This window comes from Aminobacter sp. NyZ550, from assembly GCF_025628925.2.
In the GTDB taxonomy this organism is placed as follows: Bacteria; Pseudomonadota; Alphaproteobacteria; order Rhizobiales; family Rhizobiaceae; genus Aminobacter; species Aminobacter ciceronei.
Genome location: NZ_CP114190.1, coordinates 2,466,445 through 2,488,591, shown reverse-complemented (window position 1 = coordinate 2,488,591; position 22,147 = coordinate 2,466,445). Strand labels below are relative to the sequence as shown.

General features: G+C 65.0%; 21 protein-coding genes and 2 pseudogenes. 14 read left to right on the top strand and 9 right to left on the bottom strand.

The window, feature by feature from the left end; translation table 11 throughout:
- Window positions 1-17 precede the first annotated feature (17 nt).
- The 4 genes from N7E70_RS12300 (at window position 18) to N7E70_RS12285 (ending at window position 2,863) form a co-directional block, all read left to right on the top strand.
- Complete coding sequence (locus tag N7E70_RS12300) at window positions 18-716, top strand: PspA/IM30 family protein (RefSeq protein ID WP_263006508.1); 699 nt, start codon at window positions 18-20, stop codon at window positions 714-716.
- A 94-nt stretch (window positions 717-810) separates the two neighbouring features.
- Window positions 811-1,749 (top strand): IS481 family transposase, encoded by a 939-nt coding sequence (locus N7E70_RS12295; protein ID WP_263006507.1) that lies wholly within the window; start codon window positions 811-813, stop codon window positions 1,747-1,749.
- Window positions 1,750-1,790: 41 nt separating this feature from the next.
- Window positions 1,791-2,051 carry a YiaA/YiaB family inner membrane protein gene (locus tag N7E70_RS12290; protein WP_263006506.1) on the top strand — a complete coding sequence of 87 codons (261 nt, stop codon included), beginning with the start codon at window positions 1,791-1,793 and terminating at the stop codon, window positions 2,049-2,051.
- 155 nt (window positions 2,052-2,206) lie between these two features.
- Window positions 2,207-2,863 (top strand): methyltransferase family protein, encoded by a 657-nt coding sequence (locus tag N7E70_RS12285; protein WP_263006505.1) that lies wholly within the window; start codon window positions 2,207-2,209, stop codon window positions 2,861-2,863.
- Between the two features lie 4 nt (window positions 2,864-2,867).
- On the opposite strand, the gene N7E70_RS12280 is transcribed toward N7E70_RS12285, so the two are convergent.
- Both N7E70_RS12280 and N7E70_RS12275 read right to left on the bottom strand, forming a co-directional pair.
- Entirely contained in the window at window positions 2,868-3,122 is a 255-nt protein-coding gene (locus N7E70_RS12280; RefSeq protein WP_154384850.1) for a putative hemolysin, read from the bottom strand.
- A gap of 119 nt (window positions 3,123-3,241) precedes the next feature.
- Window positions 3,242-4,324 (bottom strand): citrate synthase, encoded by a 1,083-nt coding sequence (locus tag N7E70_RS12275; RefSeq protein WP_263006504.1) that lies wholly within the window; start codon window positions 4,322-4,324, stop codon window positions 3,242-3,244.
- A 74-nt stretch (window positions 4,325-4,398) separates the two neighbouring features.
- Between N7E70_RS12275 and N7E70_RS12270 the strand changes: the two genes are divergently transcribed.
- Both N7E70_RS12270 and N7E70_RS12265 read left to right on the top strand, forming a co-directional pair.
- On the top strand, window positions 4,399-5,604 hold the full coding sequence (locus tag N7E70_RS12270) for a citrate synthase family protein (RefSeq protein WP_263006503.1): 1,206 nt from the start codon (window positions 4,399-4,401) through the stop codon (window positions 5,602-5,604).
- Window positions 5,605-5,676: 72 nt separating this feature from the next.
- Window positions 5,677-6,063 (top strand): DUF1801 domain-containing protein, encoded by a 387-nt coding sequence (locus N7E70_RS12265; RefSeq protein ID WP_263006502.1) that lies wholly within the window; start codon window positions 5,677-5,679, stop codon window positions 6,061-6,063.
- On the opposite strand, the gene N7E70_RS12260 is transcribed toward N7E70_RS12265, so the two are convergent.
- A complete protein-coding gene (locus N7E70_RS12260) occupies window positions 6,060-6,668 on the bottom strand; it encodes a TetR/AcrR family transcriptional regulator (protein ID WP_263006501.1) in 609 nt (202 codons plus the stop codon). The genes N7E70_RS12265 and N7E70_RS12260 overlap by 4 nt on opposite strands.
- An 86-nt stretch (window positions 6,669-6,754) precedes the next feature.
- Between N7E70_RS12260 and N7E70_RS12255 the strand changes: the two genes are divergently transcribed.
- From N7E70_RS12255 to N7E70_RS12245, 3 genes are all read left to right on the top strand, one after another.
- Entirely contained in the window at window positions 6,755-7,513 is a 759-nt protein-coding gene (locus N7E70_RS12255; RefSeq protein ID WP_263006500.1) for an SDR family oxidoreductase, read from the top strand.
- A gap of 31 nt (window positions 7,514-7,544) precedes the next feature.
- Window positions 7,545-8,102: a class I SAM-dependent methyltransferase gene (locus N7E70_RS12250; RefSeq protein WP_263006499.1), complete on the top strand. Its 558-nt coding sequence runs from the start codon at window positions 7,545-7,547 to the stop codon at window positions 8,100-8,102.
- A gap of 98 nt (window positions 8,103-8,200) precedes the next feature.
- Entirely contained in the window at window positions 8,201-8,839 is a 639-nt protein-coding gene (locus N7E70_RS12245) for a DUF930 domain-containing protein (protein ID WP_263006498.1), read from the top strand.
- Between the two features lie 113 nt (window positions 8,840-8,952).
- Here the strand turns inward: N7E70_RS12245 and rpoD are convergent, their stop codons facing one another.
- Window positions 8,953-10,977, bottom strand: coding sequence for an RNA polymerase sigma factor RpoD (gene rpoD, locus N7E70_RS12240; RefSeq protein WP_263006497.1), 2,025 nt, complete (start codon window positions 10,975-10,977; stop codon window positions 8,953-8,955).
- Window positions 10,978-11,302: 325 nt separating this feature from the next.
- Window positions 11,303-13,243 (bottom strand): DNA primase, encoded by a 1,941-nt coding sequence (dnaG, locus tag N7E70_RS12235; protein ID WP_067959808.1) that lies wholly within the window; start codon window positions 13,241-13,243, stop codon window positions 11,303-11,305.
- Between the two features lie 353 nt (window positions 13,244-13,596).
- On the opposite strand from dnaG, the gene N7E70_RS12230 reads away from it, so the two are divergent.
- The 3 genes from N7E70_RS12230 (at window position 13,597) to N7E70_RS12220 (ending at window position 17,598) form a co-directional block, all read left to right on the top strand.
- Complete coding sequence (locus N7E70_RS12230; protein ID WP_263006496.1) at window positions 13,597-15,261, top strand: Na/Pi cotransporter family protein; 1,665 nt, start codon at window positions 13,597-13,599, stop codon at window positions 15,259-15,261.
- Between the two features lie 383 nt (window positions 15,262-15,644).
- Window positions 15,645-16,808 carry an amidohydrolase gene (locus N7E70_RS12225; RefSeq protein WP_263006495.1) on the top strand — a complete coding sequence of 388 codons (1,164 nt, stop codon included), beginning with the start codon at window positions 15,645-15,647 and terminating at the stop codon, window positions 16,806-16,808.
- Between the two features lie 205 nt (window positions 16,809-17,013).
- Entirely contained in the window at window positions 17,014-17,598 is a 585-nt protein-coding gene (locus N7E70_RS12220) for a glyoxalase superfamily protein (protein WP_263006494.1), read from the top strand.
- A gap of 126 nt (window positions 17,599-17,724) precedes the next feature.
- On the opposite strand, the gene N7E70_RS12215 is transcribed toward N7E70_RS12220, so the two are convergent.
- Window positions 17,725-18,174, bottom strand: a complete 450-nt coding sequence (locus N7E70_RS12215) for a GatB/YqeY domain-containing protein (RefSeq protein WP_115733732.1) — start codon at window positions 18,172-18,174, stop codon at window positions 17,725-17,727.
- A 289-nt stretch (window positions 18,175-18,463) separates the two neighbouring features.
- Here N7E70_RS12215 and carA point away from each other — a divergent pair, with 289 nt between their 5' ends.
- Window positions 18,464-19,666 carry a glutamine-hydrolyzing carbamoyl-phosphate synthase small subunit gene (gene carA, locus N7E70_RS12210; protein ID WP_263006493.1) on the top strand — a complete coding sequence of 401 codons (1,203 nt, stop codon included), beginning with the start codon at window positions 18,464-18,466 and terminating at the stop codon, window positions 19,664-19,666.
- 211 nt (window positions 19,667-19,877) lie between these two features.
- On the opposite strand, the pseudogene N7E70_RS12205 reads toward carA, so the two are convergent.
- The 3 genes and pseudogenes from N7E70_RS12205 to N7E70_RS12195 form a co-directional block, all read right to left on the bottom strand.
- Window positions 19,878-20,453: pseudogene (locus N7E70_RS12205) on the bottom strand (alpha/beta fold hydrolase); the annotation flags it as partial.
- Between the two features lie 255 nt (window positions 20,454-20,708).
- The gene (locus N7E70_RS12200; protein ID WP_263006492.1) at window positions 20,709-21,194 is read right to left on the bottom strand and encodes an SRPBCC family protein; all 486 of its coding nucleotides are present in this window, start codon (window positions 21,192-21,194) and stop codon (window positions 20,709-20,711) included.
- A 26-nt stretch (window positions 21,195-21,220) separates the two neighbouring features.
- Window positions 21,221-21,562, bottom strand: coding sequence for an ArsR/SmtB family transcription factor (locus N7E70_RS12195; RefSeq protein ID WP_263006491.1), 342 nt, complete (start codon window positions 21,560-21,562; stop codon window positions 21,221-21,223).
- 298 nt (window positions 21,563-21,860) lie between these two features.
- On the opposite strand from N7E70_RS12195, the pseudogene N7E70_RS30840 reads away from it, so the two are divergent.
- Window positions 21,861-22,115, top strand: a pseudogene (locus tag N7E70_RS30840) (ABC transporter substrate-binding protein); the annotation flags it as partial.
- Window positions 22,116-22,147: the final 32 nt, after the last annotated feature.

The window sequence follows — 22,147 nt, the reverse complement described above, 5'->3', positions numbered from 1 at the left end:
GTTCAAGGGAGGGAAGCATGATAAGGAATGTCTTCAAGTCGTTGCTGGCGGTTGCGGGAGCCCAAGCTGAAACCGGCCTTGAAAACCGCTTTGCCATCGACCTGATCGAACAACACATCAGGAACGCACAATCCGGCCTGAGCGCCGCCAAGCAGACCCTGGCGACGATCGTCATCCGCCACCGCGGTGAACAGTCGGCGCTCTCGCGCCTTGCCCAGCGCCTCAGTGACCTCGAACAGCGGACCGCCAGCGCGCTTCATGCCGGCGCCAATGAACTGGCGCATGACGGCGCAACCGTCATCGCCGAACTGGAGAACGAACGCGCGGTTCGCCAGGCGACGCTGGCAGCGCTGGAGCAGCGGATCACCCGCATGCGGCTCTCGATCGAGAAGGCCCATGCCAAGATTGTCGACCTCAACCAGGGCCTGATCTCGGCCAAGGCGCTCGACGCCGAGCATCGGGCCCAGCGCGGCCTCAACCGCTCGCTCGGCAGGGCCACCGGCTTCAAGGAGGCTGAGGCTCTCATCGCCCGCATCCACGACCGTAGCGATCCGCTGGAGGAAGCCTTCGTCATCGATGCCATCGACGACGAATTGAGCGGCGATGCGGTGCGCACGAGACTGGCGAATGCCGGCCACGGCCTGCCCGTCAGGGTCGACGCGACCCAGGTCCTTCAGCGTCTCGCAACCGCCACCGAAATCTCGTCACCCAACTGATCCCTAGATGTCGAAGCTATGAAGGTTGTTCATTCGAGGAGGGACTGAGAAGCTGGGGTTGCGAAGCCAACCAACCTTCAGTGGAGCTCCCCGAATGAACGTCCATAAGAATGCGCGTCTGACGCCGTCAGGTCGAGTGCTTTTGGTGCAACGAATTGAACAGGGCTGGAGCGTGCGGCGTGCTGCCGGTTCGGCCGGGGTTTCGGAACGAACGGCTTATCGCTGGCTCGACCGCTACCGGGCCGGCGACCGGGTTCTGCACGATCGCAGTTCGGCGCCGCACCGCTGCCGGCATCGGCTGGCAGCCATGCAGGTGTCGCGGATCGAGCAGTTGCGGCGCCAGCGCATGACCGGGCCGGCAATTGCCCGGTCCTTGGGCCTGGCGCGCTCGACGGTGGGCCTTGTGCTGCGCCGGCTAGGACTGAACCGGCTGGCCTGGCTCGATCCCCGGCCCCCGGTGTTGCGCTACGAGCGGCAGCGGCCGGGCGAACTGATCCATATCGACATCAAGACCCTGGGCCGTATCGACGGCGTTGGCCATCGGATCACGGGTCAGCACCAAGGCCATCATCGCGCCCGAGGCATCGGCTACGAACACCTGCATGTCGCCATCGACGATGCCTCGCGCCTCGCCTATGTCGAACTGCTGCCCAGCCTGGGCCGGGATGATGCCACCGGGTTCCTCAACCGGGCACTGGCCTGGTACGCCAGGCTGGGCGCCAGGGTTGAGCGGGTGATGACCGACAACGGCTCGGCGTATCGCTCCAAACTGTTCGCCCAGGCACTCCAAGGTGCCGGTGCCCGACACATCCGCACAAGGCCCTACACCCCGCGCACCAACGGCAAGGCCGAGCGCTTCATCCAGACTTCGCTGCGCGAATGCGCCTATGCCAGGCCATACGCCTCATCGAACGAACGCGCCAAGGCCATTCACCAATGGGCAGCCAACTACAACCTGGCACGCCCACACTCGGCCCTTGGAGGCATCAGCCCGTTCCAAAGACTGAACAACCTTCTTGGAAACGACACCTAGATCTCGCCACCCCGCAATGTCGTCACTCAAGGAGGAAAATCATGAGCCCGAACCAGACCTATATCCTGTTCAATGCCGCGTCCGTCGCCGTCGCCTACTTCATGCTCGCCCTGTCGCTGTGGCTGGCGCCGGTCGACCTCTCGACCAAGGGCTATTGGGGCATGGGCGTGCTTCTGCTCACCGGCGCCCTCGTCAATCTGGTCAAGTATCGTATGGACGATCGTCTCGCCGCCGAACTGACCGCCAAGATCGAAAAAGCCCGCAACGAAAGACTGCTCAGCGAGTATGTCGGCAAGGAGTAAGCAAGTAGCCCGACCCGCGCGGTGAAGATCGCGCGGGTCGGAATCTTGATTCTTCAAGGTACGGCCCACGGTTACACACCGCACAGGCCGCCCTTGCATTCTAGGCACTGCTTTCGGCTAAGGTGGGAACGCTTGCATCGGCGACGTGGAAAACAATGCCCTCTCTCAAAATACTCATCCTTGGCGTGGCCGGCACGCTTGTCAGCCTCGGGCTTGCGATTCTCGGCGCGGGCGGCTTCATGGCATTCTTCTCAAACCCGTCCCGCACCGCTGCCGCAGTCCTCACCGTCGTCCTGATGGTCGTCGCCCTGCTCAGCGGCGCCAATCTCAGCCCGGGCGAGCAGGAGGACCGCGCCAATCGCTGGGTGCTGCCGGCGCTCGGCGTCATCGGCCTGCTCACTGCCTTCCTGCCGGCCTATGACGACCGTATCGACTTCTGGACCATCGGCGGCGAAACGATCCGGTGGATCGGCGTCGCGCTGTTTGCCGCCGGCGGCATGCTCCGGCTGTGGCCGTTCTTCGTCCTCGGCAGCCGCTTCAGCGGGCTGGTTGCCATCCAGCCCGGGCACAGGCTGGTCACCTCGGGCATCTATGCGCTCATCCGCCATCCCAGCTATCTCGGCCTGCTGGTCAACGCCCTTGGCTGGGCTCTTGTCTTCCGCTCGGGCGTGGGCGTCATCCTCGTCGGCCTCACCCTAGTGCCGCTGGTCGCCCGCATCCGGTCCGAGGAGCTCCTGCTGCGCACCCATTTCGGCGCGGAATATGACGACTACGCCCGCCGCACATGGCGGCTGGTGCCGGGTCTGTATTGAGTGCCTAATCCTTCGGTGCCACGCATTTCTGGTCGCGGAAAAGCGCCCACTCCTCGCAGAGGCTGCCGTCGGGCATGCGGCAATAGCCGGTCTCGTTGCCGCCGGCGTCCTTGCGGATCTCGAGCTTGCCGCCGATGTTGCCGCAATGCACCGAGGCAGGGTTCGCCATGCCGATCGGATTTTGCGGCGGTGCCGCCGCAGCGCCCATCACGGCAAGCGAAATGGCCGCCAATCCCACAGAACTCGCCACCAGCCGCATCGGGCCCTCTCCCTTCAAGCTTCCACCGCTGCATCTAGCGTCGTACCGTCCAGAGGCAATTGCCAAATGAAAAAGCCCGGGGTCATGCCCCGGGCTTTGCGCAATCCGTCAGCATGCTCTCAGGCCGGCATCGGCCCGGTATAGACTGAGGCCGGGCGCAGCAGCCGGCCGGTGCGCTGCTGTTCCAGCGCATGCGCAACCCAGCCCGCCGTGCGGCCGACAGCGAAGACCGGGGTGAACGCTTCGCGCGGGATCTTCAGCGCACCAAGCAGGATCGCGGTGTAGAACTCGACATTGGTGTCGAGACGACGGCCCGGCTTGGCGCGGGCGAGCGCCTCGCGGGCATATCCCTCGACCTCGGCGGCAAGGCCAAGATCCATACCCTCCGAGCCCAACGTGCCCACCGACCGCTTCAGCACGTCGGCGCGCGGGTCGCGCACCTTGTAGATGCGGTGACCAAAACCCATCAGGCGCTCGCCGCGCGCCAATGCCGCGTCGATCCATGGTGCGATGTTGTCGGCCTTGCCGATGGCTTCCAGCATGTCGAGGACAGGTGCCGGTGCGCCGCCATGCAGCGGGCCCGACAGCGCGCAGTAGCCTGCCGTCACCGCCATGAACAGGTCCGCCTGGGTCGAGGCGACAACACGCGCGGCGAAGGTCGAGGCGTTCATGCCGTGGTCGCTGACGGTCACCAGATAGGCGTCCAGCGCCGCCGCTTCTGCGTCGCTCGCAGCCGTGCCGCGCATCATGCGCAGCATGTCGGCCGCCTGGCCGAGACTGGCATCGGGCGCAACGGGGGCGAGTCCCTCGGCGCTGCGCGCCAGTGCTGCCGCAAGAACCGGCATGGCGCCGAGAAGCGCCACCTCGTCGTCGAGACCGTCTTCCCGATCGATCGCGGCGATCGCCGCGCGGAAGCCGGCGCCGAGCGCCAGGCTTTCGGTCGCGGGCAGGATCCTTTCGAGCCGCGCAAAGGCACGGGCACGTGCTTCGCCGAGCTCCGCCCTCAATTCGCCGGCTGCGGTTTCCTTGCCGGCGGCCGAAAGCAGGCGGGCGGCAGCCCCCTCGAAATCCGTCTCGGCGGCCAGCTGGGCGACGCGGCTGCCGGCGATGATCAGTTCGCCACCCTCGCCGTCGACATGGGAAAGTGCGGTCATGGCCGCGGTCACGCCGTCCAGTCCGGCGGTGGTCTGATGAAGTGTCATGGGCTTGCTCCTTGCTGCGCTGCAGAAAGATGAAGCTCTTTTCATATTGATCAATCTTGATTAGCTTGATCAATATGAAAAAAGCCTCCGAACCGCTCTATCTCTCGGCCCGCGAGGCCGCGGGCGAGCTCGCCGTTTCGCCGGCTACGCTTTATGCCTATGTCAGCCGCGGCCTGATCCGCTCGGAACCGTCCGACGACGCCCGTGCCCGGCGCTACCGTGCCGACGACGTCCGAGCCCTTCTGGCGCGGCGTGCCCCGGCCGGCCTCGCCAGCGCCGGAGAGACCGAGGCGCCGGTTCTCGATTCAGCGATTTCGACCATCACCAGCGAAGGGTCGGTCTATCGCGGCGTTCAGGCGGTGGCACTGGCCGAGCACGCGACGCTGGAACAGGCAGCGACGCTGCTGTGGGACATGAACGACGCCGACCCTTTCGCCGCCGCCAACATGCCTGTCATCAGCGACACCATGCGCGCCGTGGCCTCGGTCACCACGGGTGAAGCGCCAATCCCCCGTGCCATCGCCATGCTCGCGCTGGCCGGCGGCAACGATTCACGCGCCTTCAATCGCTCGCGCCAGGGCCGCATCGAGGTTGGTGCCCGTGCCGTCCGTTTGCTCACCTCAGGCATCCTTGGCACCTCGCCCTCGCCTGCGCCGATCCATCTGCAGGTGGCCAACGCCTGGGCGTCTGGCCATCCCAGTGCCGAGGCAATTTTCCGCCGCGCGCTGGTGCTGCTTGCCGACCACGAGCTCAACCCCTCGACATGGACGGTGCGCTGCGCCGCCTCCACCGGCATCAACCTCTACGATGCGCTGATATCAGGCCTGGTGGCGCTCAAGGGCCCTCGTCATGGCGGCGCCGGCCCGCTGGCAGCGCATATGGTGGCCGATTTCGCCGCCACCGACGTCGCCGCCAACATCCGCGAACGTGTCGCCATCGGCGACCGCATCCCCGGCTTCGGCCACACCGTCTATCGCGACGGCGACCCTCGCGCCGACAGCCTGCTGACAGCCCTGGCCGAGGCGGGCGCCGACAGGCGCCTCGCCGTCGAGGCACCGACGCTGATCACCGAAGCCACCGGCCTGCACCCCAACATCGACTATGCGCTGGCGGTGATGGTGCGCACCTTCGGGCTGCCGATCGGCCATGAGACAGCGTTCTTCGCCATCGCCCGCTCCATCGGCTGGGTCGCGCACGCCATCGAGCAGCTGACGTCAGGTGTACTGATCCGCCCGCGCGCCCGCTATGTCGGACCCGCGCTGGGGCGTGGCGGCAGCTAGGGGCTGAACTGCACACGATATGGCGCGGCCAACGCGATCGGGATAGCGTGCCTGCAGGGGGAGAACAGCCAGATGATGCGCAAGGAAGTGCCAGCGGAGAGCCCGGAGGCCTATATCAAGGCCTTGAGCGACTGGCGCCTCGACATCGTCGAGGCGTTGCGCGCAGCCACTCGTGCCGCGGGCGATCCCGAGGCGCGCATCAAATGGGGCCACATCGTCTGCTTCTCCAATGGCCCGGTCCTGCTCATCCGGGCGGAGGAAGTCCGCGTACTGTTCGGCTTCTGGCGCGGCAAGCGGCTGCGCGGCATCGAGCCAAGGCTGAAGGCCGGCGGCAAATACGAGCTCGCCACCATGGAATATCGCGAGGGTGACACGGTGGATGCGGCGCTTGCCGAAAAACTCGTCCGGGAGGCGATGCGGCTGAACGCCGAAGTCGGCGACCCGACGAAGAGCAGCTAGGCAAGAATTCCGAGATAGCCGGCAACCGCCCGGCGCAAGCGCGCCTGCAGATCGTCGAAATCGCTCTCGCCGGCCCGAACGGCGGCGTCGACGATGCCCCTGGACAGCGACATCAGATCGAAGGCCGTGCGCTCCGGCTGGTCGACGCCGTGGTCGCGCAGCACGCCGACGATCAGGTCGCGCATGTCGGCCTTCAGCTGCACCGTCTCCTTGTCGAGCTTGAGCTCGAGTTCCTCGTGCTCCAGCGCCTGCGCCAGCGTCGGCCGCCTGAGATGATGGCGCAGGCTCGCAGAGACCATCGCATCGACGGCATGGGTAAGCCCCTTGCCCTCGGCCCCGCGCACGGCACCGACGAAATCGGCCAGCATCTCCTGTCGCATCTGGCGGACCAGCTCGGCCAGTATCGCCTCCTTCGCGGGGAAGTACTGGTAGAGCGTACCAACAGAAACGCCTGCCAACACCGCGACATGATTGGTGGTGAGTCCGGCGCTGCCCGACGTCTCCAAAATGCGAGCAGCCGCCTCCAGGATCGCAGCGCAGGTGGCAGCGCTGCGCTCTTGACGCGGTGTCTTGCGGCGGTTCAGCCGGGAATTTGAAGCGTTCATGGGATGCGAGTAGTGCGGGACACGATTATTCGCAATATTTCCCGCACCCAAGTACGGGTCAACGGCCAAGCCCACCAGGTCAGGGAATGCACGACAGTTTCGACTTCAACGACAGGACCGTGCTCGTCACCGGCGGCGCACGCGGCATCGGCCTGGAGCTCTCCCGCCAGCTGGCCGCCAAGGGCGCGTATGTCATCGCGGTCGGACGCGACGCTGCCTCGCTGGATGCGCTGGCGATGCAACTCCATGGCTCGGTCACCATCCGGCAAGTCGATCTCGGCACATCAGGCAGTGCCGAGGCCCTGTCTCAATGGGTGGCCGAAACGCGCCCGCAATGCAGCGCGCTGATCAACAACGCCGCAATCATGCATCACACCGATCTGACGGTGGACAGCCAGGCCCGGCTCGACGCCATGTCGGCCGAAATTGCGGTCAACCTCACCGCGCCGCTGCAACTGTCGGTGGCGATGCTGCCGGTGCTGTCGGCTCATCCCTCCTCGGCCATCGTCAACGTCACCTCCGGGCTTGCCATCGCGCCTAAGCGCGAGGCCGCCGTCTACTGTGCCAGCAAGGCTGCCCTGCGCAGCTTCACCCGTTCGCTGCGCGACCAATGCCGCGCGGCCAAGCTTCCGATCCAGCTCACCGAAGCCGTCATGACGCTTGTCGACACCACCCTGTCGTGCGCCGGTCCGCTCCGGAAATATCCGCCGGCGCTGGCCGCCGCCGAACTCATAGCCGGCATCGAACGCGGCCTCGACGAGATCTGGATCGAAAAGACCAAGCTCTTGCGCATCGTGCATCGGCTTTCGCCCGAGCTTGCCTATTGCATCATGCGCGACCGCTAACCACCTACGCCAAAAGCCAGGACCCGCAAGAATGACCGAATTCAATGCGTTCGCTGCCCAGCTGCTACGCCGGCCCCGTCAGGTGTCGGCCCTTGCCCCTTCGTCGCCGAGTTTGTGCCAGCTCATGGCCAGCCAGCTGCCGCGCTGGGCCCGGCGGGTCGCCGAGTTCGGCCCCGGCACCGGCAACATCACCCGTGAAATCCTGAAGCTCGGCATCGCGCCCGCCGACCTCTTCCTCTACGAGCTCAACCCGGTCTTCTGCCGCATGCTGCGCGACCGCCACCCAGAAGTGACCATTTTTGACGAACCTGCGGAAAAACTGGCGTCCGTAGGACCGCAGCACGTCGACGCCGTCGTCTCTGGCCTGCCGCTGCTGTCGATGACATCAAGCCAGCAGGAGGCGATCCTGTCCGCCGCCTTCTCGCGGCTCGGGCCCGATGGCGTCTATATCCAGTTCACCTATGGGCTGTTCTCGCCGGTGCGCAGCAACATTGCCGAAAGCCTCGGCCTGGAATTCACCCGTTCGCCCCGCGTCTGGCGCAACCTGCCGCCGGCGGTCGTCTACGTCTACCGGCGCAGGCGCAATTAGGCAGGCTTGCGCAGCACCGATATCCGGCGCCGCAATCGCGCCACAGTGACGGGCGAACCAGTTGGCTGCACAAAAACCCGGGTCGCATGTCGCCTGTCGTGAAACTGGATCCCAGCTGGCCCGTCTCGCTGGCATTGCATGCCCTTTTGCTGGCCGCCCTCTTGCTGTTGCCGAGGCCACAGCCATTCAGGGTTCCGGCCGAGGATGCAGTGCCGGTCGAACTGGTGGCACCGGCGCCCGCACCAGTCCAGTTGCCGCGACAACAGGCAGCCTCCGCCGCACCGCTTGGACGTACCCTTGCGCCTGCCACCACCCCCAAGCCCGAGGCGCCCACCGCTCAGCCCCCCTCTATGGTCAAGGCGCACAGTTTCTACGCGGCAACGCTGCTCGCCGACCCGCGCAGCCGCCATGCCAGGCAGGCGCTGGCGACCTTTGCTCCCGACGAACGTGCCATCCAGCTGTGCAACATCGAGGCCATGGAGCAGATCCACCGCTGGAAGGCGGAGCTCCGTCCCGATCTTGTCGTCCCCTATGCGACCGGCGATCTCAGGATCGCTGGCGGCTCGATTCATGCGCAAGGCGGAGCCTTCCGGGCCGGGGGCCGCTGGTACGGCGTAGTCTTCTCTTGCGATGTGACCGCAGGCGCTGTCGCGGCCTTCGAGTTCAGCGTCGGCGAGGCAATTCCCGAGGCCAGATGGGCCGAATACAATCTCGTTGCTGGAAACCCGGAGGACTAGAGGATTTGCAGGAAAAGGGCCTGGCGGTTTTCCGGCTGGAATTGCGCAGGAGTATGAGCCCCCCAAACGAAAAAGCCCGGCCAGAGCCGGGCTTTTGAACGATATCGCTGCGATCAGCTGTCGAGGAACGAGCGCAGCTTCCTGGAGCGGCTCGGATGCTTGAGCTTGCGCAGTGCCTTGGCTTCGATCTGGCGGATACGCTCGCGGGTGACCGAAAACTGCTGTCCGACCTCTTCAAGCGTGTGGTCGGTGTTCATGCCGATGCCGAAGCGCATGCGCAGCACGCGTTCTTCACGCGGGGTGAGCGAGGCGAGCACGCGCGTGGTGGTCTCGCGCAGGTTCGCCTGGATCGCCGCGTCGATCGGCAGGATCGCCATCTTGTCCTCGATGAAGTCGCCGAGATGCGAATCTTCCTCGTCGCCGACGGGCGTTTCGAGCGAGATCGGCTCCTTGGCGATCTTCAGCACCTTGCGCACCTTCTCGAGCGGCATGGCGAGCTTTTCGGCCAGTTCTTCCGGCGTCGGCTCGCGGCCGATCTCATGCAGCATCTGGCGCGAGGTACGGACGATCTTGTTGATCGTCTCGATCATGTGCACCGGGATGCGGATGGTGCGGGCCTGGTCGGCGATCGAACGGGTGATCGCCTGCCTGATCCACCATGTGGCATAGGTCGAGAACTTGTAGCCGCGGCGGTACTCGAACTTGTCGACGGCCTTCATCAGGCCGATGTTGCCTTCCTGGATCAGATCCAGGAACTGCAGGCCGCGGTTGGTGTACTTCTTGGCGATCGAGATGACGAGACGCAGGTTGGCCTCGACCATTTCCTTCTTGGCGATCGCTGCCTCGCGCTCGCCCTTCTGCACCTGATTGACGATCTTGCGGAATTCCAGGATCGAAATCGCCGTCTCGGTGGCGAGGTTCTGGATCTCGGCGCGCAGGTCGCGGATCGTGTCCTTCTCGTTCTTGGTGAACTCCTTCCAGCCGCGGCTGGACAGGTTCGAGATCGAGCGGATCCAGTTCGGGTCGAGCTCGGAGCCCTGATATTCCTTCAGGAACTCGTCGCGGCGCACGCCATAGCTTTCGGCGAGACGCAAAAGCTTGCCTTCGTTCTGCACCAGGCGCTTGTTGATGTCGTAGAGCTGCTCGACCAGCGCTTCGATGCGGGCGTTGTTGAGCGACAGCGATTTCACGGCCTTGACGAGTTGATCCTTCAGCTCCTTCAGGCGGCGGTCCTGGCTCGGCGACAGGGTGCCGGCGGCGGCGAGACGGTTCTCGACCTGCTGGTCCTGCAGCTTGCGCAGCTTCTTGTAGGTGTCGGCGATGACGTCGAGGGTTTCCATGACCTGCGGACGCAGTTCCGCTTCCATGGCCGCCAGCGACAGGCTGGCCTCGTCCTCGTCTTCCTCGTCGTCCTCGCCACGGGTGTCGCCACCCACATTGGTGATGTCGTCTTCCTCGTCGCCACCGCGGCGGCGGCCCGCCTTCGGCTCGTCCTTGGGCTTGGCGTCTTCCTCGAGGCGCTCGACGATCGGCGCCTGCTTGGCCTCGGGACCGGCATAGGTCGCCTCGAGATCGATGATCTCGCGCAGCAGGATCTTGGCTTCGTTGAGTTCGTCGCGCCAGATGATGATGGCCTGGAAGGTCAGCGGGCTTTCGCACAGGCCGGCGATCATCGTCTCGCGGCCAGCCTCGATGCGCTTGGCGATGGCGATTTCGCCTTCGCGCGACAGAAGCTCCACCGAGCCCATTTCGCGCAAGTACATGCGCACCGGGTCGTCGGTACGGTCGGTCGGCTCTTTCTTGGTCGTGGTCGCGGCAACGGCGGTGCCGGTCTGCTCGGCAAGCTCATTGGCATCTTCTTCGGCATCGCCTTCGGAAGCCTCAGCCTCTTCGCCCTGCTCGTCGTCCTCGACCACGTTGATGCCCATGTCGGAGAGCATCGCCATGGTGTCCTCGATCTGCTCGGAGGTCACCTCCTCCGAGGGCAGCACCGAATTCAGCTCGTCCATGGTGACATAGCCGCGCTTCTTCGCGACCTTGATCATCTTTTTGACAGCGTCATCGGAAAGGTCGAGCAAAGGTCCGTCTGGGGTGCCTTCGCGTTCGGTCTCGACCTCTTCCTTTTCTTTTGTCGCCATTCTTCGCTTTCTCCAGGCGGCCCGTCAGCCGCTTAAACTCTTGGACAGTGCAAATCAGATGCGCTCATCGAACCTGCGCCTGAACTGCCAGTAGCTGTACCTGTGTTAAGTCCAGATTAACCGTGATATCTGTGGCGGAATATCTTCCTGTCCAGTGACAAGTGCCCCAATCCGCATTTTCAGGCCATCGACACGACTGGCGACCTGGCCGCCGGTTAACTTTTTCGAATCGACCTGATTCCGTCATTCCGTCGGAAGGTCAAGCGCCTCTCGCATGATTCGCGCCAAAAAAGCGAATCAATTGCGGGATAATCGGTCCGCAGCGTCAGTTACGACCGCCCCGGCCCGAAGACACCCCGAAGCCTTCGATAAGCGCTTCGGTGGCCTGCACGTCGTGAAACTGCGCCTGAACTTCCACCAGATGTCGGTAGTTTTCGTCGGTAGGATCTGTAGCCAGCGCAGCTTCGGCCTGTTTCAGCTCCTTATGTAAGGTGCGGGCGCTGCGGTGCAAGTGCAACGCCTGCGCGAAGGCGTCGCGGGCGTCCTCGATCGCCGCGTCTTCCAGCGCCGTCCACTGCCGGGCGCGCCGCGCCAGCATCACCGCCCGCCCCCACATCTCGGCACAGGAGGCGCGCTCGATCGCCGCCACAACTGCTTCGCGGGTGTTGGCCTCGCCATGCGCCATCGCATCGATCAGCACCGAATGCAACTGCTTGAGCTCGCCATGGCTGAGGTCGAGCCGTTCGACATGCTCGAAATTCTCGTCGATCAGCGCGGGGTGGTTGACCAGAGCGACGACGAGTGCCGCCTCGCGCAGAGGCATGATGCCGGCCGTGCGTTTGACCAGCGCCGAACGCGCCAGGCTTTCGGACACGGCAAGCCGACCCGCGGCGGCACCGGCACCACCCTTTTTCCACTGGCCGCGCTCGCCGCTACCCTTGCTGAACGAGCCCCTGCCGCCTTGCCCTTGCTGGCGGCCGCGCTGGCTGCCGAAGAAATTCAGCACCCGCTCGCGCATTTCCTGCTGGTAATGGTAGCGGACGCTCTCGTCCTTGATCCTGCCGGTCAGCTCGCGCAGCGTCTTTTCAAGCTCGGCGCGCCGTTCCGGCGTGTCGAACACCCCGCCCGACGTCTCACGCATCCAGATCATGTCGGACAGCGGTCGCGCCGCGTTGAGCACGGTGCGGAACGCTTCCGGCCCTTCCGCCTTGACCAGGTCGTCAGGGTCCTTGCCCTCTGGCAGCAATGCGAAGCGGGCCGTGTTCCCAGGGGCTACCAGCGGCAGCGCCAGGTCGGCGGCGCGGTAGGCAGCCTTCAAGCCGGCCTTGTCGCCGTCGAAGCACAACACCGGCTCGCCCGACATGCGCCACAACAGTCCGAGCTGGTTTTCGGTCAGCGCCGTGCCGAGCGGCGCCACGACATTTTCAATACCGGCCTGAGCGAGCGCGATCACGTCCATGTAGCCTTCGACGGCGATCACCGTGCCGCCCTTCTGCAGCGCCTTGCGGGCGCGGGCGAAATTGTAGAGCACGTTGCCCTTGTGAAAGAGCTCGGTCTCGGGCGAATTCAGGTACTTGGCCGAAATCTCCGCCGACATCGCACGGCCGCCGAAGGCAATGATGCGCCCGCGGGAATCCGGGATCGGAAACATGATGCGGTCGCGGAAGCGGTCATAGGAAACCGGCACGTCCTCGAAGACGGTCAGCCCGCAGGCCTCCATCTGCGCCTTCTCGATGCCCTTGGAGGCGAGGAACTCCTTGAGTGCATTGCGGCTGTCGGGCGCGAAGCCGAGCCGGAACTGCTGCTGCGTCACCTGCGATAACCCGCGGTCGCGCAGATAGGCACGGGCACGGGCTCCATCGGACGTCTGCAGCCGGTCCTCGAAGAATTTGGTCGCCAGTTCCATGACGTCATGCAGCGAGGCGCGCTCGCGCTCGCGCCGCTCTTCCTGCGCATCGCGCGCCGGCATCGGCACGCCGGCCATCTCGGCGATGCGCTCGACCGCCTCGGGGAAGCTGAGCCCATCCATTTCGGTCAGGAAGCGGAAATGATCGCCCGTCACGCCGCAGCCGAAGCAGTGATAGCGGCCCTTGCGGTCCTCGCAGTGGAACGACGGCGACTTCTCGCCATGGAACGGACAGCAGGCCCAGAAATCGCCCTTCTGGGTGTTGGTCTTCTTGCGATCCCAGGTCACGCGCTGGCCGATCACGGCCGAAATCGGCACGCGGTCACGTATCTCGCTCAAAAATCCGTCGGAAAAGCGCATCGGGTCCTGCTTGTTTCAAACTGATATAGGCGCTCGCCTCGCCGGACACGACTCCTATTCGTTGCCTGCCTGCGGACATGCCCGCTGTTCACAGGGCCTCAGCAGCGCAAACATCCGGCCAGACATCTCGATTGCGCCGTCGGCCGGTCGCTGTCGAACCGGAATTGCCGCCCTACCTGTCACAATATGGATGATCGCATCTTGCGATTGCGTGCACACGTGTGCACTATGGACGAAAAATATTATCCGGCTAATCTAAATGGCATGTTCATGACAGTGATTCGCATCCGCACCAGGAGCACCGTGGCAGCCTCCCAGACAGCCCCCGGCAGCACGTCCATCGGGTGCTCCCGATGAGTGGCTCCGTCGTCCTGCTGCACCTCGCCGGCGCCGTCGCCCTGCTCCTGTTTGCCACCCGAATGGTGCGCACCGGCGTCGAGCGTGCCTATGGCGACGTGCTGCGCCACAAGCTGCGCAACACGATGCGCAACCCGATCCTGGCGGTGCTTGCCGGAACGGCCCTGGCCATCGCTTTCCAGAGCTCGACCGCCGTTACCCTGCTTGTCGGCTCCTTCGCCGGTGCCGGCATCGTCAGCGGCATCGCCGGCCAGCTCGCCGTGCGCGGCGCCGAGATCGGCTCGGCGCTGGTCATCAAGATCCTGACCTTCGACCTGTCGCTGCTGGTGCCGCTGTGTCTCGTCGCCGGGACGACGATGTTTCTCGCCACCGACCGGCGCAGCTGGCAGCAGACAGGCCGCATCCTCGTCGGCATCGGCCTTCTCGTGCTGTCGCTCGAAATGGTCGGCCAGGCCTCCGAGCCGCTGCGCGAAAGCAAGCTGCTGCCCGTCATCATCGACTATTTCGCCGGCGACCCCGTCACCGCCTATTTGCTCGCGGCCATAGTCACCTGGCTGTTCCATTCCTCGATCGCCGCCGTGCTGCTGATCGTCACCCTTGCCGGCCGCGGCTTCGTGCCGCCCGAGCTCGGCATCGTGCTGGTGCTCGGCGTCAATCTCGGCAGCTCGATCATCGCCCCCCTGCTCACCCGCAACGCCGAGCCGGGCGTGCGCGTCGTGCCGATCGGCAACCTGCTGATGCGCGGCGCCGGCTCGCTGGTCATGCTGGTGGCGTTTCTTTGGATCAAGCCGTCGACCGCGTTCCTCGGCTCGACCGGCCCCGACCAGATCATCAACGCCCACATCCTGTTCAACTGCATCATCCTGGTCGCCGGCATTCCGCTCGCCAAACTCGTCTACAGCGCCTCGGAAAAGATCGTGGCGCTTGGCACCAGGACCGATCCGGCCAAGGAGATGGCGGTCGCCGAGCTCAGCGCGCTCAACGAAGCCGCCCTCGACACCCCCTCGCAGGCCCTTGCCAACGCCACCCGAGAGACGGTCCGCGTCTGCGAGACCGTCGAGATCATGCTCCAGCGCATCATCGAGCTCTATGAGAGCCCCGACGCCGACAAGATCAAGGCACTCGCCTCGCTCGACGACCGCGTCGACCGCAAGCACCAGGCGATCAAGCTATACCTCGCCAAGGCCACCATCCGGCCGATGACCGAGGACGAGACGCTGCGCTGCCAGGAATTGCTCGGCGCCTGCGTCAAGCTTGAGCAGGTCGGCGACATCATCGTCCGCAACATGCTGGCTCATGTGCAGAAGAAGCTCGACCGCGGCCTCGAATTCACGCCCGAAGGCTGGCGCGAGCTGACTTCCTTCCACGCCTCGGTGATGGCCAATGCGCGCCTGGCCTTCAACGTTCTGGTGTCGCGCGACGCCAACACCGCGCGCCAGCTCGTGCTCGAAAAGGACCGGCTGCGCGACGTCGAGAAGCAGACCAGCCAGAGCCATTTCCTGCGCCTGCGCGACGGCACCATCAAGAGCGTCGAGACCAGCTCGATCCACCTCGACACCATCCGCGATCTCAAGCAGATCAACTCCCTGCTCGCCTCCATGGCCTATCCCGTGCTCGAGGAGCAGGGCCTGCTCCGCGGCTCGCGTCTGAAGGCGAGCTGAGCGGGCGCAAGAGCCGTATCCCGGAACCCGGAGCGAAGCTTGGACGGGAGCCGCCAGGCGCAGGCCGCTACCGCAGCCCCTTCTCCGTCACGGCTTCGCCGCGCCACCTCTCCCCCACGTTGTGGGGAGGAAACGCCAATCTCGCAGGGTGCCGCCCCACCGGACGCAGGCGCGCAAAAAAACTCAGGCTCTCAGGACTTTGCTGTCAGAGCCGGCGCTCGCAGAACTTGGGTTCCTCGCCCCCACGGAGTGGGGGAGAGGTGGCACGGCAAAGCCGTGACGGAGAGGGGTCTTCGGCTTCAGCGACTGGCCCTACCAACCGCTCTTGCCTGCCACAGCTAATCCGGGCGACGCTGTTTCCTCCAATCCTAGGGATCAGCACAATGGCCGCGCTCGACCAGAACACCCTCGTCGCCGAGATGACAACCTGGCGGCGCGGCCTGCATGCCCATCCCGAGTTCGGCTTCGAGGAAAAGCGCACCTCAGCCTTCGTTGCAGCCCAACTCCGGGCTTTCGGCCTCGACGAGGTCGTCGAAGGCGTCGGCGGCAGCGGCGTCGTCGGCACCCTGCGCCGTGGATCGGGCAACCGGGCCATCGCGCTCCGCGCCGACATGGACGCATTGCGCATCTCCGAGCAGGCCAGCCACGGTCACGTTTCGCAAAATCCCGGTGTCATGCATGCCTGCGGCCATGACGGCCACACCGCGATGCTCCTGGGCGCGGCGAAGCTGCTTGCCAACGAAGGCGGCTTCGACGGCACGGTGCGCTTCATCTTCCAGCCGGCGGAGGAATGGGGCAAGGGCGCGCTCGCCATGCTCGACGACGGGCTTATGGCGCGTTTTCCCTTCGAAGAGATCTATGGCCTGCACAACATGCCCGGCCTGCCGTTGGGCCATTTCGAGACCCGGCCCGGCCCGATCATGTCGGCGGAGGACAATTTCGAGATCGTGCTGCGCGGCCTCGGTGGTCACGCTGCCCGCCCGCATCTCGGCCGCGAGGTGCTGGTTGCTGCCTGCACCGTCGTCACCAACCTGCAGACCATCGTGTCACGCCGGCTGAGCCCGGCTGACATCTCCGTTGTCTCGGTCACCGAACTCATCACCGACGGCACCCGCAACGCCCTGCCAGGCTTCGCCCGCATCCTCGGCGATGCCAGGAGCTTCCGCCCGGAGGTCAGCGCCGAGATCGAACGGCAGATGCGCATCATCGCCGAAGGCACCGCACTGACCTACAACTGCACGGCCGAGGTGACCTACAGCAGGGAGTTCGTGCCGCTGGTCAACGATGCCGAGGCCACCGCAGCCGCGCTCGAAGCCGCCAGCTCCGTGTTTGCCGCCGGTGCGGTCAACGGCAAGGGCGAGATCGTCACCGCATCCGAGGATTTCGCCCGTTTCCTCGACCATGTCCCCGGCTGCTTCGCCTATATCGGCAATGGCGAGGCCTCGGCGCCGCTGCACAACCCGTCCTTTGATTTCAACGACGACGCCCTGATCCACGGCACCCGCTTCCACGCGGCCATCGCCCGCCAGCGCCTGCCGGTGACGTGATTTTTGAAAAGGAAACGCCGCCATCGCAGCCCATTTGAACTTGCCCGAATCGCCGTCCTTGGCGACACTCGACCCAAGCCGTGCAGCCTGCCGCTCGCTCCCTCGGGATTGGCGAATGCACCGGATAACATGGTTTGACCCTTGGGGTGACCGTCGGCAATGCGAGCACTGACGCTGTATGTCACCCTCTTCAAGGGAACATCCCATGCCATCGCTTGATCGCGTGAAATCCATGGCCAAGGAGCTGCGTGCAGGCCTGGCCGCGCAAGACATCCACCTTGCCCACAGCGCCTGTCTCGAGATCGTCGCCCGCCAGTTCGGCTACGACAACTGGAACACCCTCAAGGCGACGTCCGACGCCAAGGCCGAGCTTGCCGTTTCGGTCGTCGTCGAGCATGGCCGTGAGGAAGAGGCAGCCAGTTTCTACCAGAGGGCGTTCGGTGCCATTCGCGGCGGATCCTACCTGTTCGAGGGCGTTCCGATCTCGATCGACCTGCGGATCGGCGGTGTCGCCCTGCAGGTTGGCGGCGCCAATCCCCGCCGAGAACAGGAACCGCAGCGCGGCGGGCCGTTCTTCCCCAAGGCCCATGGTGCGGTCAGCGCCGTCTTCATCCTCGATGTCGCCAACGTGCACGCCGCGCTGCAACGAGCGATCGGGGTCGGAGCAACCATTCGTGGAAACCTGGCTGCGGCAACCGACGGCCGCCGCGGCGCAACCGTATTCGATCCGTTCGGCCACATCTGGGGCCTGCGCGACAAGGCCCCGGTCAAGCTCCGCCACGCCGCGTGATGACCTTTCCTTCTCCCGCAAGGGCAGAAGGAAAGGCGCGGCTACCCTCGCGCCCCAAACGAAAAACGCCCCGCGCTGCATCGCAGGCGGGGCGTTTCTGTTCACATGGCACAAGGCCATGGCTGCCTACTGCAGCAGCTCCTTGACGATGCCGCTGGCCTTGCCGAAATCCATCTGGCCGGGATAGCGCTCCTTGAGCGCGTTCATGCAGCGGCCCATGTCGCGCAAGCCATCGGCGCCGACTTCCGAAATCACCTGCTGTGCCGCGCTGCGCACCGCCCCCTCCTCCATCTGCTTGGGCAGGAAATCGGAGATGATGGCGATTTCGTCGCGCTCCTGGGCGGCCAGTTCCAGCCGCGAACCTTCCTCGAAGGCCTTGGCCGATTCCTGGCGTTGCTTGACCATCTTGGTCAGGATCTGCAGGATTTCCTCGTCGGTGACAGGGTCCTTGCCGGCACCGCGATGGGCGATGTCGCGGTCCTGGATGGCCGCCTGGATCAGCCTCAGCGTCGAGGTGCGGCGCTTGTCGCCGGTCTTCAATGCAGTCTTCAGTGCCTCGGCGAGTGTCTCGCGCATGGCCGTTACTCCTGAACGTGTCGCAAACAATAGCGCCGACCTGCCACAGTGGCAAACCGAATGACAATGGCCAACTTCCTGTTTTTGCTAGGAAAAATAATTAGCCACGAATCCCGGAACGGTCATTGACCATGTGCCGGCCTTCGCCTATTGTCCGCGCCTTGCAAGGACTTGTTTGTTTTGTGCACGGGGCCCGCCTGACGGTGGTCGTCCGTGCTTTTCGCTGCGCGATATGGCCCCTTGCGAGCCATTTTTCAAGTCGCGGCGCCCGTTACGCAGGAGCATCGCCATGGCCTCAGAGACCGCCCCGTGGGCAACCGAAGTGCCGACCGCCGTACTGGTTCTGGCCGACGGAACGGTCATCACCGGCCGAGGCCTCGGCGCCACCGGCAGTGCCGTCGCCGAAGTCTGCTTCAATACGGCGCTCACCGGCTACCAGGAGGTCCTCACCGACCCCTCTTATGCCAGCCAGATCGTCACCTTCACCTTCCCGCACATCGGCAACATCGGCACCAACGATGAAGACATCGAGGACCTGAACCCGGCGACGCGCTCGGGTGCCGTGGGTGCGGTGTTCAAGGCCGACGTCACCAACCCGTCGAGCTATCGCGCCGCCGGTCACCTCGACCAGTGGCTGAAGCGCCGCGGCATCGTCGCCATGTCCGGCGTCGACACCCGCGCGCTGACCGCGCTGATCCGCGAAAAGGGCATGCCCAACGCCGTCATCGCATATGCCCCCGACGGCAAGTTCGACATCGAGAACCTCAGGGCCCAAGCCCGCGCCTGGTCCGGCCTCGTCGGCCTCGACCTCGCCAAGGACGTCACCTCGGGCCAGTCCTCCAACTGGACCGAGACGCCCTGGGTCTGGAACGAGGGTTATGGCGAGCGGGCTGAAGAAACCATGCACGTCGTTGCCATCGACTATGGCGTCAAGCGCAATATCCTGCGCCTGCTCGCCGGCCTCGGCGCCAAGGTGACCGTCGTTCCGGCCAAGACCTCGGCTGAAGACATCCTGGCGATGAAGCCGGATGGCATCTTCCTGTCCAACGGCCCCGGCGACCCGGCGGCAACGGGCGAGTATTCGGTGCCCGTCATCAAGGACCTGCTCAAGACCGAACTGCCGGTGTTCGGCATATGCCTCGGCCACCAGATGCTGGCGCTTGCCCTTGGCGGCAAGACGGCAAAGATGCACCAGGGCCACCACGGCGCCAACCACCCGGTCAAGGACCACACCACGGGCAAGGTCGAGATCGTGTCGATGAACCACGGCTTCGCGGTCGACGCCGGGTCGCTGCCTGAGGGCGTCGAGGAGACCCACGTCTCGCTGTTCGACGGCACCAATTGCGGCATCGCGCTCACCGGCCGCCCGGTATTCTCGGTCCAGCACCATCCCGAGGCCTCGCCCGGCCCGCAGGACTCGCACTATCTCTTCCGCCGCTTCGCCAACCTGATCCGCGCACGGCAGGGCGAACCGGCACTCGCCGAGCGCTGAGGTTCGACGTCATCGGACAATGAGAAACGGGCCCCGCACCGCGGGGCCTGTTTGCGTTTGACGTCAAGTTGCGTGGCGACAGCCCAGCCTCACTTCGCGCCGGAGTACCGAGAAAAGCGTTGGCCGCCACTGCCACCTGTTGTGCTTTTGCCGGGTCGGCGAGGATGCCCATGTGGGTTGTATCAGACAGCACCATGAGCTGGCTGCGCGACGGACCGTTGACGTCGCCATTGGCGTGGCCGCCGAGCGCGGCATACATTTCGGCGAGATGGCCGAGCGTCACAACGTCGGCGTCACCGGCGACAAGAAGCACCGGCTGCGCGATCCTGGCCAGGTCCGCGGTCCAGTCGAACGGCGTCAGCTCAAGCTGCTTGACCTTCTCGACCAACGCCGGGAAGTCCGGCTTGGGCGCCAGCTTCTGATACTCCGCGACCATCGGCGCGCCGGTGAACATGTCGGCGGTCAGGTGCTGCACCATCTCCTTGTGCCCAGCGGCCAGACCCTTGTCGCTGGCCGATGCCGACACGGCGACGATGCGCTCGACGCGATCGGGATGGCGCAGGGCAAGTTGCAGGGCGACGTTGCCGCCCATCGAGTAGCCCACGACATTGGCCTTCGCGACGCCGAGTTTGTCGAGCAGCCCGGCGACATCGTCGGCCATGGTCTCGTAGCTCAGCCCTTCGTCGCGGTCGGCGGTACGGCCGTGGCCCTGCAGCTCGACGGCGATGACCTTGTTCGACCTGGCGAGTTCGCCGAGGCTGGTCGCCCAGTTGGTCTCGATGGTCATGAAGGCGCCGTGGAGCAGGACGAGCGGCGCGCCCTCCCCGTGGATCTGGTGATGCAGTTCCAGCGGCGCTGCATCCCCGGCCGAGACGGCTGACGGTGCGATGGTGGAAAAAAGGGCGAGCAGAGCCGCGCCCGCGATTGCCAGCGTTTTCATTGTCGTTTCCTGTCTTGGGATGAGCGATCCCACCCGGTCGCCGATGCAGCCGCTTGGGTCACGATTGCGGTGGAGAAATTGCCGGCCGGATCCGGTCTAAGATCAGGCGGAGATCAGTTCGCCGAGCAGCTCTTCGAGCTGGTTCATGCTGTCCTGCGCGCCGGCTTCCATGCCCGAGGCGACCATGCCGTCGCGATCCTCGATGCTGTCGAAGCGGGTGACGCCGCTGTAATGGGTCTTGCCGTCCCTCTCCTCAAAGCGATGGGTCTCGATAACAGTCTTGTCTTCGAACATGCCCTCCAGCGCGAAGGTATTGACCAGCTTCTCCGGCTCGTCGACCTCGATGTACCTGCCGATGAAGGCAAAGACGGTACCATCAGGCGTGGTCTGCTCGAAGCGCCACTCGCCGCCGGGGCGGACGTCGAGCTTGACCACCTTGGTCGCGCCCATGGCACGCGAACCCCACCAGCGCGCCACATGTTCGGGCCGGGTCCAGGCCCGCCAAACCAACGTGCGCGGCGCATCGAAGCTGCGGCTCATGCGGATGATGGGTTCGCCCTCCGGCGTCTCGACAAGCATCTTGTTCATGTCATTCCCTTTCGTATCTCGTGAAATCACTGCTTGTTGGTGTCGTCGCCGCGCTGCATGTCGGCGAGATAGGCGTCGAGCTGATCGAGATTGTCGCGCCACAGGTCGCGATAGGCGCCAACCCAGCCGTCGATGTCCTGAAGCGGGCCGGCCTGGAGCTTGCAGTAGCGATACTGCGCGTCCTTCTCGCGGGAGATCAGGCCGGCGTTTTCGAGCACCTTGATGTGCTTCGACACCGCCGCCAGGCTCATGTCGTAGGGTGCAGCCAGTTCGCCGACGCTCGCCTGCCCCTGGGAAAGCCGGGCCAGGATGGCGCGACGCGTCGGATCTGCCAGCGCGGAAAAGGTAAGGGAAAGAGGATCAGTCATGTCACTATTCAACCAACTAGTTATTAACTTATTGGTTGAATACAGTTCGCTCAAGCGGTTGTCAACCAGTTGGTTGAGAACATCCGGCAAATCTCACCGACGTGAAAAGACGGGTGGCGCGCCCTGCCCGTCGCAAAAATTCTGCACGACCCGGGCATGCGCGAAATGAGCTGTCCAGCCCGCGACACCAGCCAGATGCGAGCGCTCTGACGCACTCATGGCCACTTCTTTCGACCCGCCAAAGGCCCGTTCCTCCGCCCCCCTACGCCGTTCGCCCAAGCCAGCGCTGCGCGTGCGCCGCACCTTCGTCGAGCAGTCGACCCGCGCCGCCGAATGGTCGCGCCAGAACCCCGATGAAGCACGCAAGGTGCTGGCATCCATCCTGTCGAAGCGCGGCGAGAACGCCGAGTTGGTCAAATACTGGACCGGCTTCGGCCTCCGCGAAGGCGCGCAGGCGGTTCCCCGCGACCTCGACTTCTGGATCGCCGTGCTCGAACGCGAGGGGTCGCTACCCAAGGGCAAGCTCAAGGCCGCCGACCTGCTGTCCAGCCCAACGCCGAAGCCAAATCGAACTGAGCCTGAAAA